The following is a 13,966-nucleotide window of genomic DNA, read 5'->3' as shown; positions in this document are numbered from 1 at the left end:
TCTGGATTTAGTCATGAAATAATTTGATTCTGATCCAAAAAATTAAAAAATTACAAATTTTTCATAACAATGATCATGTATTGTAAAAAATTGGATCAATCATGCAATATCTTTATAAGCAAATTACACCTATAGTCATGCATGTCCGAGATGATTTGGAAGTGTTTTAGATGCAATCTATCTTTCAAGGACGAAAATGTAGCAGAAATGCACAAACAGATTTCAGAGCATTCTGTAAGTAAAGTAAAAGCACTTGTTGCTTAATTTTGAATTAAATTAGTGCAGAGAGTGGGATTTGAACCCACGAACTCCTAAAAGAAGGGATTTCCTATTTGGATGATCTTGAGTCCCTCTCGGTTGACCGGGCTTCGATATCTCTGCAATGAGAATGGGCCAAGAGCAGTATTTTTCGATTACTATTTGGAAAAATCCAAAAAATGATCTATTGTTTTGAAGAAATTTTAACAAAGCTTATAATCGTGCTCAATGGATTCAAAAATACATGGCAGAATTCATACCAATTTCACAAGTAAAAAAAATGCGAAGTGGAATAAATGCTAAAGCAGAAGTGAAAAGCAAAGGGGACCCAAGAACTGTTAATCTAAAAAATGGAGGAACAGTTGATGTCTGTGATGCAGTAATAGCTGATGGTGAAACGGAAGATGACCAAATGAAATTGACATTGTGGGGAGACGATATCAAAGCAGTAAATGTTGGAGATGTTGTTGTAATCACAAATGGATATACCAATGAATTCAAAGGTGAAGTGTCCTTAACAAAAGGTAAATTTGGTCAGATGGAAGTAAATCCTCAATAATTTCTTTTATTGTCTTGATTATTTTTCAGATCTACTAGTATTATGACAGCACCAATTATAGACACAATTATTCCCAAAATAAGTAAAAATCCAGAAATCATCAATGGTAAAACCATACTCATAACAGGAGAATTAGGATTTGTCAAAGATTCAGAATTTTCTGGATCTTCAGAAAACATAGCAACTATAGTAACGCTTCTAGTGCCAAGGTTTTGAATTTCAAGATTTAACGTATCAGATTGGGATATTTGCAACACTTCAAAAAGAATAGGTTCATCTTGAACAAATGTTCCATAACTATCACCAAAAATATTTGAAATTGTTATAGATAATTCATCTCCGGCCTGATAGTTAAGAATTTGAACACCCCACAATAGAGGAATGTTTGACGAATAAGTCGTGTAGGAAAAATAGGCTGAATCACCAGGCATAATTTCAGCTTCATTAGATATTTCATCAAACATACCTTCAAACAATGAAGAGACAGAGAAATCACCAGGGCTAGTAGCATTGGTTGGAACTGCAGATACGGCAATAGAAAGAGAAATCATCACCAAAATAATTCCTGAAATAGAAATAATAGGTCCACGTTTTTTCATTATAAAGACACTTAGGTAAAACCTACTTTAAGGTTATAGAAAAAATAGTTTAACGTTTTTTTCTTGCGGGTTTCTTTTTGGTTGCTTTCTTTTTGGTTGCTTTCTTTTTGGTTGCTTTCTTTTTGGTTGCTTTCTTTTTGGTTGCTTTCTTTTTGGTTGGGTTGCTTTCTTTTTAGCTGCAGTTTTTCTTGCGGGTTTCTTTTTGGTTGCTTTCTTTTTGGTTGCTTTCTTTTTAGCTGCAGTTTTTCTTTGTTTATCTAAAAATTCCCTTAGTTTTGATGATGCCTTCTCTAATGCCTTTTTAACAGATGATTCAGATTTTTTTCGTCTTTCTAATTCTTTTACAAATTTCTCGGCATCTTTCTTACTAGACATCATTGTCTCACGTAAGGAAGGTTTTGCTTGAGATTGTTTTTGAATTTTAGTAGAAATCTTTGATTTTATTGTATCAAATTTGGCAACATCATCAGCAATTTTTTTGGCAGTTTTTTGCCTGTTTTTAATTTCAGAAATTAATTCCTCAACATGATCTCGGAGTGAACGTAATCTGGATTCAGCATATTGTTTTTCTTCAGGATTTTCAGAAAATTCAATTTCTTGCTCAGTCTGTTCAATTGCCTCTTTTTCTCTAGTCAATCTTTCCTCAGCAGCCTGAATTAGCCTTTCAATACTTGCCAATTGGGAGTTTTTTTGGTTAAGAACATCAGAAACATCAGAAGCATCTTCTTTCTCAGATTCAATTTTTTTATCGATAGAATTAAGACCTGAAGAAGATCGTCTTTGAGCAGAAAGAACTTCTTTGAGTTGTTTTTCTGCTTTTTTTCTTAGTCTGGTTGCTTCTTGTTGTTTTTTACGCAGCTGTAGAACTGTTTTTTCTAAGGATTCCAATGATTCAAACAAATCAAAAGAGTCGATTAAGTTGTTAATATAATCAGGATTTGACTTACCAGTTAAGAAAATTAACTAATATTGATCGCCAAAATCATTTTTTTAAAAAATATTAGTCAATGAATTTGATAATAATCATGGATTTTCATCCAAAAGACTTGCCAATTTCTAAAACATATGATCTAAAAGATGAAAAAGAAGCATCAAATGCTGTGGAAGACATGGTGAGAATCGGATTCCAAGATAAAAAGGAAGGATTCAGAGTTTTGATGCCAAAAGAATCAAAATTAGCAAAAAGAATTGGATACACTGTTACAACAGGGGTAACTCATGGATTAAGACAAAAAAATGAAATCCGAGATGTCAGGTATTGGACATATCATCATGATGATGACCACTATGCAATAGTTTTGATCAGTAATTCAGCATTGACAGAATTAGGTTTTTGATTTTTCAAAAATTTTATAGAGTTTAGTTCTATTTGCCATTACACCTGCAAGCATTATTCCAATGACAGCCCCTCCTATCACATCCATAGGATAATGTTGTAAAACATAGATTCTGCTCACAGAGATCATTACAGGATACAAGAACATCAAATATGCCCCACGTGGGAATCTCTCAGATAATGCATAGCCTAAAATTATTCCAAATATCATAGACCTAGCAGCATGTCCAGATGGATAAGATGCATCAAATCCTCCTTCACAGAACAGGGCAAAAGTATCGCGGCTGATTTCTACAGGAAATTCTACACCCTCATAATCAAAATCAGGCCTGTCACGGTCAACTCCACATTTTATGTAGCCAGTTAGAAGAGTAGACAACACAATTAGAATCATTAAGGTAATTCCAATTCTTCGAGTTTTAGGAATAATTAACATCAGAATTCCAAACATTAGCATGTTAAAGACATCACCACTTTCTGTAACATACTGCATTACAATGTCAAGAGTTGGATTTCCAATATTTTGAGAGAAAAATAAAACAACACTTTGATCAAAGCTGTCTGTGATTCCCGAATAGACAAATCCAGTTAGAATTAAAAATAAAATTGTCAGTAATACAAATGAGCGAGACCTAATATCAAAAAGCCAGTTTTGCAATCAATCAAACTCCATGTATGCATCTTTTAATTTTTGTCAATAGATAAGTTTTGGAAATCATTGTTGTTGAAAAGGAATTGATAAAATAATTCTGATCGGCTCAAAGAATTTAACCAAGTGGATAATAGAAAAGGCGTGAAGGTACTCACACTAGACGATTTTGACTTAAAAGGTAAAACTGTTTTTTTGAGGGTCGACATGAATTGTCCAATTGATCCAGAAACAATGGAGATTTCAGGCACTAAAAGAATTGAAGAAGCTATTGAAACATTACAATCACTAAAGGAATCCAAAGTAGTAGTTGCATCACACCAAGGAAGAGTTGGAAATAATGATTATACCGGTATGGACAAACATGCAAAAGTTCTTGAAAAATTGATGAATCGTAAAATAAAATATGTCGAAGATGTAATTGGAGAAGCTGCACAAAATGCAATTAAGAATTTAGAAAATGGAGACATTCTACTTTTAGATAATCTCAGATTATGTGCAGAAGAAAACTACGAGTTTACACCAGAGAATGCAGCAAAAACAATAATGGTGACACGCTTGGCCAAACTATTTGATCTTTGTGTATTAGATTCATTTCCTAGTGCTCACAGATCACACCCATCAATTGTTGGTTTTCCACAAGTATTACCTGCATGTGCAGGAAGAATTGTTGAAAGAGAGGTTCGAAACCTAGATGAAATCATGACTGTAGCTAAAGCGCCTCATGTGATAGTTCTTGGAGGATCTAAAGTACCAGACAGACTTGAGGCAATCAAATTACTCATTCAAAATGGACGTGCAGATCATGTCTTGTTAACAGGATTGATAGGAAATGTGTTCATGCGTGCACAAGCCAGAGTAAAATCTCCGCTTGGAATAAAAAGAGAAGAAGAAGTGGTTGCAAAAGCTCACACATTGATAGGTGAATATCCAGATGTGTTTGCAACACCAGTAGATATTGCAATTGACAAAGATGGTGAAAGAGTAGAGATGGATGTAAGAGAGATGGGCAAAGGAGATAAGATTTTTGATTTAGGTCCAAAAACTGTCGAATATTATTCAAAATTAATTGCAGGTGCCGGAACTGTATTTATCAGCGGCCCAGCAGGATTTTTTGAGAAAGAGAATTTCAGCTATGGTACAAAGGCACTACTGACTGCAGTTGCAAATTCAATGGCAACTACAATTGTTAGTGGAGGTCACCTGACAACTGCATTAAAACAACAAGGCTTGGCAGACAAAATCAATCATATCAGTACGGCAGGTGGAGCATTAGTACTTTATCTTACAGGAGAAAAATTACCAATGATAAAAGCACTTGAAGATGCCAGAATAAAATACCAATCTAAATAGTAGATTTACACGAAGAGTTTGGGCAAATTCGGTCTTCAGATTTTCCAAGAAAGACATCTTGGCCACAAGCATTGCAGTGAAGTTTTTCAACAGTATCAAATAGTTTTAGATGAATTGTTGTGAAATTTTGTGCAACGTTTCTTGCAAGACCAGACGCACAAAGTTCATTGATAAAAGATTCAATATCATCAATTATCCAAGAAGGATTAATGTCACCATTTGTTTTAAGAATCTCAAAAATGGAATCGTTTGTAAAAATTGTGTCAACTTCATTAAATTTTTCAAAAATTATCTTTCTTATTTGAAGTTCAACTGGAACATTAGGAGTAAAACTCATACTAGTACAGATTTGCTGCCTCTTCTTTTAGTTTGTCCACATCTTCTGAGTTTTCAAGATGTTTTCCAATGTAGGTATAAAGAGCAGATTTAAGCACCTTAAGAGACAATAAGGCACATTTTATTCGGACCGCCTGAAGATGTTCAAGACCCAATTCACTTAAGACATCATTTTTTTCAATTTTTCTTACATCCTCAATACTTTTTCCTTTGGTAATTTCAGTCAGAACAGAAGAACATGCCATGCAAATTGCACATCCCTTACCATGAAATTTGATATCAGTAACCTTGTTGTCATCAATTTTCATATCAATGTCAATACTATCACCGCATAAGGGGTTTGAATCATGAAAAGTAACATCGTGATTCTCAATTTTTCCATAGTTAATTGGATTTCTTGAATAATCCACAATCATTTCATGGTAAATGTCAGCATTACTACTCATAACTTGAACACCTTTGCCACCGTATTTAATGAATTAACAAGTACATCAATATCTTCTTTAGTGTTGTAAATGTAAAAACTTGCTCTGGATGTAGCTGCAACATTTAGTCTCTCCATTAACACTTGCGCACAATGATGGCCAGATCGTACTGCAATTCCCTCTTCATCAATAATTTGGGCCACATCATGTGGATGCACATCTGCAAAATTAAATGAGATTACACCACCACGTTTTGAAATATCTTTAGTGCCATAGATGTGAAGTCCCTTAACTTGAGATAATTTCTCAATAGCATATTTTGTTAGTTCGATTTCATGTTCACGGATATTATCCATTCCAATTTTTGTGAGATAGTCAATTGCGGCTCCAAGACCTACAACATCAGCAATGTTTGGAGTTCCTGCCTCAAATTTGTAAGGCAAATCATTCCAAGTTGTTTCATATTTGTGGACCTCACGAATCATATCACCACCACCATGAAATGGACTCATAGTATTAAGCACAGATTTTCTAACCCATAATACACCAATTCCAGTCGGACCTAACATTTTATGGCCAGAAAATGCAAAAAAGTCACATCCTAATTGTTCAAGGTCAACTTTCATGTGAGGTACTGCTTGAGCTCCATCAATTAATGTAAGAACACCTGCTGCTTTACATTTTTCAATAATTTTTGGAGCATCAGTGATTGTACCAAGTACATTTGACATCAAACTAAATGTTACAAGTTTTACTTTGCCTGTTGCCAAAAGTTTGTCAAGATCATCCAAAATCAGTTCACCATTATCATCCATTCCAATATATTCTAATTTTGCACGTTTTTCTTGTGTAAGAAGTTGCCATGGAACGATATTGCTATGGTGTTCATATTCAGTAGTGACAATAATATCCCCTTCATTGATGTGAGTCCTTCCCCATGCATATGCAACTAGATTAATTGCTTCAGTTGTTCCTCTAACAAAGATTATCTCCTGTCGATCTTTAATGTTAACAAAATTTGCAATCTTATCTCTAGCTTCTTCATAAGCTTCTGTTGCTTCTTCAGCTAGAGCATAAACTGCTCTATGGATATTTGCATTATGGTTTTGATAATAATCAGTAATAGCATCAATTACTTGATTTGGTTTTTGTGTAGTAGATGCATTATCAAGATAAACTAAGTGTTTGTTATCTCTAACAGTTCTTGTAAGTATAGGGAAATCTTTTCTTAAATTTTCAAAAGTTGATTCTACACTTTGCATATCTTAAACCTCCACGTAAATTTCGCTGTCGTCTATTTTAACATTGTATACTTTTAGAGGTGTTTCAGCAGGAAGGTTTTGAGGTTCACCACTCTCTAAGTTGAAAACAGAGAGATGTAATGGACATCGTACACCTTCATCACTTAGAAATCCAGTTGAAAGATCAGCATCAGCATGAGTACAAATTAGATCTGTTGCATGGATTTTTCCCTTTAAATTTGCTAAAAGAATTTTTTTTTCATCATGCGTAAATCCAAAAAGTTGTCCTTCTTTTACTTGATCTATATTACAGACCTTTATCCATTCAGACAAAAAAATCACCTATACTTGTAGTGTTGTTCTATTTCAGCATCTTCGTTGTAACGTGTTTCTTCTACTTCAACAAATTTGGTTAGTTCTTCATCAGTATTGACAGTAAGTTCACGGTTTTCCCATTTAGATTCAATAAGATAAGCAATCCATGCCCTGACTTGGTAAGACATCTTTCTTGAAAGTGGTTCCAAAAATCCTTCAACAATAGTTCTTTCAGCTTCTTCATGGCTTAGACATCTTGTTTTCAAGTAGAATACTTGTTCTTCATCAATTTGAGCTACTGATGCAGAGTGTGTTGCTTTAACATCATTTGTGAAAATTTCAAGTCCAGGAATTGCATCAGATTTTGCATCTTTATCCAACAGAATTGAACGGCCAGACAAAAAAGAGTTTGATTTGACAGCCTTTTCTTTAATTCGAATCATACCTTTGAACAAAGATTTTGATTTGTTTCTAAGGATTGATTTTTCAACTACACGCCCCTCAGTTGCAGGACTCTCATGATTCACATTTGTTTGAATGTCAAATGACTGTTCATTATTTCCAAATACAACTTCTGAATCATTTGATGATGCACCTGTTCCATTTAGGAAATAGTCAATTTTGTATCTGGACAGCATTGAACCAAAGAGTCCAGAATACCAGTTTATTTTTGCATCTTGTGCAAGATCAGTTCTTCGTGTAGAAAAGTTAACTGCATGTTGATCAATCATTTGTAATGTGGTAACATCAAGTTGCGCATTTGCTGCAACATTGGTGTTGAGTAATTCCAGATATGCTTGTTGAGAATCAGATTTTGGAGAATATAGTTCTTGGACAACTGTTGCTTTGCTGCTTTCATCAGCAAAAATGATGTTCCTAGATATTACTGAGAGCCCATCATCAGACAAGCAAGATAAGAAATGAATTGGTTTTTCTAGAATCAAATTACGTGGAATGTGGATGAATATACCTGAGTTAAAGGCTGCATTGTTTAAGGCAGTGAATTTATCATCTTGAGATTTTGATGATTCTAGTGCTTTTTTGACTAGTTCGGAATTGTTTGCAATTGCATCAGAAATAGAAGAGATTACCAATCCTTTTGATTTTAGATCTTCAGGTAGGTTGATTTTAGTTATGTGTGTGCCAATTTGGATAATGCAAATTTCGTTTTCAAGTTCGCCCAATCTTTTTTGAAGAAAAGAAGGTGTGGTTTGTGCAGTTGATGCAGACAATGAAACTTTTTCAGGATCCATTTTTTTTGCATCAGTATACTTATTGTAAAGAGGAGATAGTTCAATTGGAAGACTGTCATAAACAGACAAAGAGTCTTTCCTGTAATTTTTTAGCCAATCAGGTTCATTATATGATGAAGAAATTTCATCAATGTGACTTGTATCTAATTTGGAAAGTGTTTGAGACATGTTTAATCAAAATGAAAATTGGAGTTTATCCCACAGAGTCGTCCATCTCTAGTTTGATGAGTCTGTTTAGTTCTACCGCATATTCCATTGGAAGTTCTTTGGTAAATGGTTCCATGAAACCATTAACGATTAAGGACAATGCTTCTTCCTCAGAAAATCCTCTGCTCATAAGATAGAAGATTTGTTCATCACCAATTTTTCCAACTGTTGCTTCATGAGTGATTGTAGCATCTTCCTGATTAATTTCCATGTATGGATATGTATCAGTTTTTGATGTATCGTCTAATAGTAGTGCATCACATCTTACAGTAGATTTTACATTAGTAGCTCCTTTTGCTACATTAAGCAATCCTCTGTAAGTGGAACGTCCATCCAATCTACTTACAGATTTGGAGGTAATTTTAGAGGTTGTATTTGGTGCCAAATGAACCATTTTTGCACCTGTATCTTGGTGTTGACCTTTGCCTGCAAATGCAATGGATAATGTTTCACCATGTGCACGTTCGCCCATAAGATAGACACCAGGATATTTCATTGTAAGTTTGCTTCCAATGTTTCCATCAATCCATTCAACAGTTGCACCTTCATATGCATAAGCTCGTTTTGTTACAAGATTGTAAACATCGTTACTCCAGTTCTGAATTGTTGTATATCTTAGATGTGCATCTTTGTGTGCAACTAGTTCAACAACTGCAGAGTGTAATGACTCTGAAGAGTAAACAGGAGCAGTACATCCTTCAATATAGTGTACATCTGCACCTTCATCCACAATGATCAATGTTCTTTCAAATTGACCAATGTTTTCGGCATTAATTCTAAAGTATGCTTGTAGGGGCATGTCAACTTTGACACCAGGTGGCACATAGATGAATGAACCGCCACTCCAAACTGCACTGTTTAGTGCTGCAAATTTGTTATCCTCGGGAGGAATGATTTTTCCAAAATATTTTTTGAAAATTTCGGGATGTTCTTTTAGAGCAGAATCAGTATCCAAAAAGAGAACACCTTGTTTTTGCAAGTCTTCTCTTAGATTGTGATATACAACTTCAGATTCGTATTGTGCCCCAACACCTGCCAAGAATTTCTTTTCAGCTTCTGGAATTCCTAATTTGTCAAAAGTGTTTTTGACATCTGCTGGAACATCATCCCAGTTCTTTTCTGTTTTCTCAGATGCTTTTGCATAATAATAGATATTTTGAAAATCAATGACACTGAGATCTCCACCCCAAGTTGGCATTGGTTTTTTCATAAAAATTTCATAAGAACGTAATCTAAAATCAAGCATCCATTGTGGTTCATCTTTCATTTTGCTGATGCCAATTACTGTTTCCTTAGTCAGGCCTTTCTTGCTAAGGTGGACATACATTTCTGTAGAGTCCTTAAAATCATATTTTGAATAATCCATGTCAAGGTTTTCAGTTGCCATGAGCAAAATAACCCCGTTATATTATAAATACATGAGGAAAAATAGGCAGAGCTAAATAGGCAGAGCTAAAGTTTGTTGTTAATATTTTTTAGTAGTTTCTTTTGTTTTTTGTCTTTTTTCTTTTCTTTCTTTTTGTCATTCTTTTTCTTTTCTTCTATTTCTAGCTCAAGTTCAATTTCAGTCACAGTTGATTTTTCACAATGAGGACATGTGATATGGATATTCTTTTTAATTTCATATTCCAGGTTATGAAAAATATTTCAAAGTATTAGAATTTGATCATTAATTATGCAACAGTTAGAGTGTTTTTCATTGCATCAAATGCACCTGCAACAGTATGAACTTCAGCCACAGTATTTTTGACTTTGAATTTTTTTAATTCATCTGAAGTGAATGGCCCAATAGAAACTACAGAAAGTTTTTCAAGATTATCCAATAGAGTATTTTTATCATAATCTTTAGTCATTATTTCAAAAAATCCTCTAACTGAAGAGGCACTGGTAAACACAACACCATCAATCTTGTTTTGGGAGAATAATTCTCTGAATTCGTTCCATTGAGAAGTATCTCTAAATGCACAAACATCGTACAAATGAATTTCAAAAACATCAATTCCAATTTTGTTGAGCAACTCCTTTAGAAATGGAGTAGATGCACCACTTCTTGGAACAATGACTTTTTTGCCAACTGCGTTGAGTTGTGTAAATAATTCTCCAACACCTACAGAGGAAAATGTTTCTGAAGGATGATGATTGACTTTAATTCCTTGTGCTTCAAGAGCAATGGTAGTTTTTGGACCAACTGAAATAACAATTGTGTTTGCAATTGCCAATTGTAGTGTTTCTAGTTTTCCTAACTCTTTTGCAGTATCAAATAGTAATTTCACTGCTTTAGAACTCATAAAAACAGAATAATCAGGATTGTAAGTTTTAACAGAGTCTAGAAATTCATCAACAATTTTTTCACCTTTGCTTACAAGTTCAATGGTAGGTAATGGTATGGGAGTTGCATTGTTTTGCTCAGCAAGTGAAATGAATTCAGCAGAATCGTCTCGTGAACGAGTGATTGCAATAGTTTTTCCATCAAGCATTATTTCCACCCAATAGTTTCCGACAAATCAACAACATTACCGATAATAATGTTAGAAGGAGGAGTTATTTTATTTTCTTTGACTTTTTTTGCAATATTAGTAACAGTTCCTTTGATCATTTTTTGTTTAGGAGTAGTTCCATTTTGAATTACTGCAACAGGTGTTTTTTTATCCATTCCACCTGCAATGAGTTGCTTACAAATAATATCAATTCTAGATAACCCCATCATGATAACTATAGTATCAACAGACTTTGCAAGTCTTTTCCATTTCACAATCTCCTGTTTCTTTTCAGGATCTTCATGACCAGTCACAAATACTACTGATGATGCATGTTTTCGATGAGTAAGAGGAATTCCAGCATAAGTGGCAGAGCCAATTCCAGATGTAATTCCAGGAACAATTTCATATTTTACTTTGTTTTCTTTGAGAAATTCTGCTTCTTCCCCACCGCGTCCAAAAATTATAGGATCACCTCCCTTTAGTCTAATCACATTCTTTTTTGATTTTGCATATTTTACCATCAAGTCATTTGTTGTGTTTTGATGAGTTGTGTCATCACCCACTGCACGACCTACGTAGACCTTTTCTACTTTTTTTGGAATCATTGAGATTATTTTTTTGCTAACCAGTCTATCATACAAAACAACATCTGCTTTTTTGAGTAATTCAACTGCTCTGAGTGTAATTAATTTACTGTCTCCGGGTCCAGCTCCAACAAGATACACTTTTCCTGTCATGTCTTATTCCATTCCTCCACTTTTTCCCTCCAATTTAATGCAAGATCATTTACTCCTTTCTTGCGAAGTTCTTCTCCAGCACTATGGCCAATAGATTTTGGATTATTTTTATCACCTGTTTTGGTTACATGTAGAGCTTTTTTCCCATCAACAGAAAATGCAGTAACAATTAGAGTTATCTTATCCCCACTAGATTTTGCGTATGCACCAACAGGGAATCTACATCCAGAATCAACATAGTCAGATAATGCGCGTTCTGCCTCAATCTCTAAACGAGAATCAGAATCTTCAATTGTTTTGAGCATTTGAATTGTTTTAGAGTCATCGGCTCTTGCAACTATTGCAATTGCACCTTGCCCTGGAGAGGGAGAAAATTCATCAGTAGACAATTCAGTGTACTTTACATCAATTCCAAGTCTAGAGATTCCTGCCTTTGCAAGAACAATCGCATCATAACTTTCCCCAGATATTTTTTTAATTCTAGTCTCAATGTTGCCTCTAATTGGTTTTACTGTTACATCAGATCTTTTTCTAGATACTTGGACTGCTCGTCTGAGTGAACTTGTTCCAATCACTGCACCAGATTTTATTGAATCAAGAGTAGTTCCATCTGGAGAAATAAACACATCATTTACCACTTCACGTTTTGGAATACAAGCTAGAATCAAGTTTTCATCTAATTCAGATGGAACATCCTTTAGACTATGAACTGCAAAATCAACTTCTTTTTGAGCCACTGCTCTATCAATCTCTTTTTCAAAAATTCCTTTCTGATCTATTGTAAATAAGGGTCTACTGTCAGTATCACCTTTTGTTGTAATTGTTTTAATTTCATACTCTGTATCAGGATTTGTTTTTTTTAATTCAGCAATAACCCAATTTGTTTGAGCAACTGATAGTTGACTTCCTCTAGCTCCTACAACATACTTCAATTTTTCACCGATTTTAGTGCAGAATGATATGCGTCAAGTGTTTTGTTTAGATCGTTTTCAGTGTGAGCATCTGACAAAAAAACAACTTCAAATTGGGAAGGAGCTATGAATATTCCTTTTTTAAGCAAGATTCTAAACAACTTTTGGAATTTTTTTGCGTTTGCTTTCTTTGAGGTCTCATAATTTGTGACAGGTTTGTTTGTAAAGAAAATCTGGAACATTGAGGCTGCAAAATTGATTTGGTGTGGAATTTTCATGTCAGTTGCCACATCATCTAGAGCAGTAGAGAACAGAAGATTGAATCTCTCAAGTTTAGAATAGAGTTTGTTTTTAAGTTTGTTTATGGTCTTAATTGAAGAAATAGCAGCGTTAACAGAGATAGGATTTCCAGCAAATGTGCTTGCCTGATAGACTTTTCCTCCAGGAGAAAGCAAGTCCATTATCTCTTTTTTGCCACCTACTGCAGAAATAGTAAACCCATTGCTTAGTGCTTTTGCTAAGGTAGTAAGATCAGGTTTTATTCCAAAGTATTCTTGTGCACCACCAGGAGCAACCCTGAACCCTGTAACCACTTCATCAAAGATTAACGGAATGTTGTTTTCTTTTGTGATTTTTCTTAAGTCAGACAGAAAATTTTTTTCAGGAAGAATCAATCCCATGTTAGCTAGTATAGGTTCAACAATCACACCTGCAACGTCTTTGTTTTTTTGAATTGTTTTTTGTAAATCTTCAATGTTATTGTATTGAACCACCAAAGTATTCTTTGATACTTCATCTAATCCACCATCAGAAACTGAAATACCGTTATGTGCAGATCCTGATCCAGCTTTTACCAAAACAGAATCATGAGCACCATGATAACATCCTTCAAATTTGATAATTTTTTTCTTTTTTGTAAATCCACGCGCCAATCTGATTGCAGTCATTGTGGCTTCACCGCCAGTATTCATTAATCTGACTTTGTCAATTGATGGAAAATTACCAATGATTAATTTTGCTAGTTCAGTTTCAGCTTCTGTCGGAGTACAATAAAGAGTACCTTTTGCAAGTTGCTTTGAAACAGAATCAATGATCTCTTTTCTTCTGTGCCCTAAAAGCAACGCACCATAGCCATTACAAAAATCAATTAATTTTCGATTATCAGCATCCCAAATGTATGCACCATTTGCTTTTTTTGTGAAGAACGGATATGGTTCAAAATATCTAACAGGACTATTAACACCTGAAGGGGTTACTTTTTTTGCATCTGAGAATAACTTAGAATTTTTCAACATTTAGCAATAATT

The 13,966-nt window shown here is 34.4% G+C and carries 17 protein-coding genes and 1 tRNA gene; 4 read left to right on the top strand and 14 right to left on the bottom strand.

Annotated elements, in window-relative coordinates; all coding sequences use genetic code 11:
• The first annotated feature begins 141 nt into the window (after nt 1-141).
• Complete coding sequence (locus tag NKOR_RS10505; protein WP_016939676.1) at nt 142-264, top strand: hypothetical protein; 123 nt, start codon at nt 142-144, stop codon at nt 262-264.
• Between the two features lie 16 nt (nt 265-280).
• On the opposite strand, the gene NKOR_RS02590 is transcribed toward NKOR_RS10505, so the two are convergent.
• A tRNA-Leu gene (locus NKOR_RS02590) sits at nt 281-381 on the bottom strand.
• A gap of 121 nt (nt 382-502) precedes the next feature.
• Between NKOR_RS02590 and NKOR_RS02585 the strand changes: the two genes are divergently transcribed.
• Nucleotides 503-817, top strand: a complete 315-nt coding sequence (locus NKOR_RS02585) for a single stranded DNA-binding domain-containing protein (RefSeq protein ID WP_014962806.1) — start codon at nt 503-505, stop codon at nt 815-817.
• Here the strand turns inward: NKOR_RS02585 and NKOR_RS02580 are convergent.
• Both NKOR_RS02580 and NKOR_RS02575 read right to left on the bottom strand, forming a co-directional pair.
• Nucleotides 811-1,416: a hypothetical protein gene (locus tag NKOR_RS02580; RefSeq protein ID WP_014962805.1), complete on the bottom strand. Its 606-nt coding sequence runs from the start codon at nt 1,414-1,416 to the stop codon at nt 811-813. The genes NKOR_RS02585 and NKOR_RS02580 overlap by 7 nt on opposite strands.
• A 33-nt stretch (nt 1,417-1,449) precedes the next feature.
• Complete coding sequence (locus NKOR_RS02575) at nt 1,450-2,304, bottom strand: coiled-coil domain-containing protein (RefSeq protein ID WP_014962804.1); 855 nt, start codon at nt 2,302-2,304, stop codon at nt 1,450-1,452.
• A gap of 137 nt (nt 2,305-2,441) precedes the next feature.
• Here NKOR_RS02575 and NKOR_RS02570 point away from each other — a divergent pair, with 137 nt between their 5' ends.
• Nucleotides 2,442-2,753, top strand: coding sequence for a hypothetical protein (locus NKOR_RS02570; protein ID WP_014962803.1), 312 nt, complete (start codon nt 2,442-2,444; stop codon nt 2,751-2,753).
• On the opposite strand, the gene NKOR_RS02565 is transcribed toward NKOR_RS02570, so the two are convergent.
• Nucleotides 2,742-3,410, bottom strand: coding sequence for a phosphatase PAP2 family protein (locus tag NKOR_RS02565; protein WP_014962802.1), 669 nt, complete (start codon nt 3,408-3,410; stop codon nt 2,742-2,744). The two genes, NKOR_RS02570 and NKOR_RS02565, sit on opposite strands and share 12 nt — an antisense overlap.
• Nucleotides 3,411-3,527: 117 nt before the next feature.
• Here NKOR_RS02565 and NKOR_RS02560 point away from each other — a divergent pair, with 117 nt between their 5' ends.
• Nucleotides 3,528-4,754 carry a phosphoglycerate kinase gene (locus NKOR_RS02560; protein ID WP_016939894.1) on the top strand — a complete coding sequence of 409 codons (1,227 nt, stop codon included), beginning with the start codon at nt 3,528-3,530 and terminating at the stop codon, nt 4,752-4,754.
• On the opposite strand, the gene NKOR_RS02555 is transcribed toward NKOR_RS02560, so the two are convergent.
• The 10 genes from NKOR_RS02555 to hemL form a co-directional block, all read right to left on the bottom strand.
• Nucleotides 4,747-5,091, bottom strand: a complete 345-nt coding sequence (locus NKOR_RS02555; protein WP_014962800.1) for a hypothetical protein — start codon at nt 5,089-5,091, stop codon at nt 4,747-4,749. The genes NKOR_RS02560 and NKOR_RS02555 overlap by 8 nt on opposite strands.
• Nucleotide 5,092: 1 nt before the next feature.
• A complete protein-coding gene (locus NKOR_RS02550; protein WP_014962799.1) occupies nt 5,093-5,536 on the bottom strand; it encodes an iron-sulfur cluster assembly scaffold protein in 444 nt (147 codons plus the stop codon).
• Nucleotides 5,533-6,777, bottom strand: a complete 1,245-nt coding sequence (locus tag NKOR_RS02545; protein WP_014962798.1) for a cysteine desulfurase — start codon at nt 6,775-6,777, stop codon at nt 5,533-5,535. The genes NKOR_RS02550 and NKOR_RS02545 overlap by 4 nt, the downstream gene beginning before the upstream one ends.
• 3 nt (nt 6,778-6,780) lie before the next feature.
• Complete coding sequence (locus tag NKOR_RS02540; protein WP_014962797.1) at nt 6,781-7,089, bottom strand: Rieske (2Fe-2S) protein; 309 nt, start codon at nt 7,087-7,089, stop codon at nt 6,781-6,783.
• A gap of 5 nt (nt 7,090-7,094) precedes the next feature.
• Entirely contained in the window at nt 7,095-8,492 is a 1,398-nt protein-coding gene (gene sufD / locus NKOR_RS02535; RefSeq protein WP_014962796.1) for a Fe-S cluster assembly protein SufD, read from the bottom strand.
• A gap of 25 nt (nt 8,493-8,517) precedes the next feature.
• Nucleotides 8,518-9,918: a Fe-S cluster assembly protein SufB gene (gene sufB / locus NKOR_RS02530; RefSeq protein ID WP_014962795.1), complete on the bottom strand. Its 1,401-nt coding sequence runs from the start codon at nt 9,916-9,918 to the stop codon at nt 8,518-8,520.
• 286 nt (nt 9,919-10,204) lie between these two features.
• Nucleotides 10,205-11,008: a uroporphyrinogen-III synthase gene (locus NKOR_RS02525; protein WP_016939607.1), complete on the bottom strand. Its 804-nt coding sequence runs from the start codon at nt 11,006-11,008 to the stop codon at nt 10,205-10,207.
• Nucleotides 11,008-11,748, bottom strand: a complete 741-nt coding sequence (gene cobA / locus NKOR_RS02520) for a uroporphyrinogen-III C-methyltransferase (RefSeq protein WP_014962793.1) — start codon at nt 11,746-11,748, stop codon at nt 11,008-11,010. Before cobA ends, NKOR_RS02525 begins: the two co-directional genes overlap by 1 nt.
• Nucleotides 11,745-12,680 carry a hydroxymethylbilane synthase gene (gene hemC / locus NKOR_RS02515; RefSeq protein ID WP_014962792.1) on the bottom strand — a complete coding sequence of 312 codons (936 nt, stop codon included), beginning with the start codon at nt 12,678-12,680 and terminating at the stop codon, nt 11,745-11,747. The genes cobA and hemC overlap by 4 nt, the downstream gene beginning before the upstream one ends.
• Nucleotides 12,677-13,954, bottom strand: a complete 1,278-nt coding sequence (hemL, locus tag NKOR_RS02510; protein ID WP_014962791.1) for a glutamate-1-semialdehyde 2,1-aminomutase — start codon at nt 13,952-13,954, stop codon at nt 12,677-12,679. The genes hemC and hemL overlap by 4 nt, the downstream gene beginning before the upstream one ends.
• Nucleotides 13,955-13,966: the final 12 nt, after the last annotated feature.

Source organism: Candidatus Nitrosopumilus koreensis AR1 (assembly GCF_000299365.1).
In the GTDB taxonomy this organism is placed as follows: domain Archaea; phylum Thermoproteota; class Nitrososphaeria; order Nitrososphaerales; family Nitrosopumilaceae; genus Nitrosopumilus; species Nitrosopumilus koreensis.
This window is presented reverse-complemented; position numbering and strand designations above follow the sequence as displayed.

What these genes read in the sequence shown, in the direction of transcription:
- NKOR_RS02570 (WP_014962803.1), top strand. Translation starts at nt 2,442, where the DNA reads ATGGATTTTCATCCAAAAGACTTGCCAATTTCTAAAACATATGATCTA.
- NKOR_RS02525 (WP_016939607.1), bottom strand. Translation starts at nt 11,008, where the DNA reads ATGCTTGATGGAAAAACTATTGCAATCACTCGTTCACGAGACGATTCT.
- hemL (WP_014962791.1), bottom strand. Translation starts at nt 13,954, where the DNA reads ATGTTGAAAAATTCTAAGTTATTCTCAGATGCAAAAAAAGTAACCCCT.
- sufD (WP_014962796.1), bottom strand. Translation starts at nt 8,492, where the DNA reads ATGTCTCAAACACTTTCCAAATTAGATACAAGTCACATTGATGAAATT.
- NKOR_RS02585 (WP_014962806.1), top strand. Translation starts at nt 503, where the DNA reads ATGGCAGAATTCATACCAATTTCACAAGTAAAAAAAATGCGAAGTGGA.
- sufB (WP_014962795.1), bottom strand. Translation starts at nt 9,918, where the DNA reads ATGGCAACTGAAAACCTTGACATGGATTATTCAAAATATGATTTTAAG.
- NKOR_RS02545 (WP_014962798.1), bottom strand. Translation starts at nt 6,777, where the DNA reads ATGCAAAGTGTAGAATCAACTTTTGAAAATTTAAGAAAAGATTTCCCT.
- NKOR_RS10505 (WP_016939676.1), top strand. Translation starts at nt 142, where the DNA reads ATGTCCGAGATGATTTGGAAGTGTTTTAGATGCAATCTATCTTTCAAG.
- NKOR_RS02550 (WP_014962799.1), bottom strand. Translation starts at nt 5,536, where the DNA reads ATGAGTAGTAATGCTGACATTTACCATGAAATGATTGTGGATTATTCA.
- NKOR_RS02555 (WP_014962800.1), bottom strand. Translation starts at nt 5,091, where the DNA reads ATGAGTTTTACTCCTAATGTTCCAGTTGAACTTCAAATAAGAAAGATA.
- NKOR_RS02580 (WP_014962805.1), bottom strand. Translation starts at nt 1,416, where the DNA reads ATGAAAAAACGTGGACCTATTATTTCTATTTCAGGAATTATTTTGGTG.
- cobA (WP_014962793.1), bottom strand. Translation starts at nt 11,748, where the DNA reads ATGACAGGAAAAGTGTATCTTGTTGGAGCTGGACCCGGAGACAGTAAA.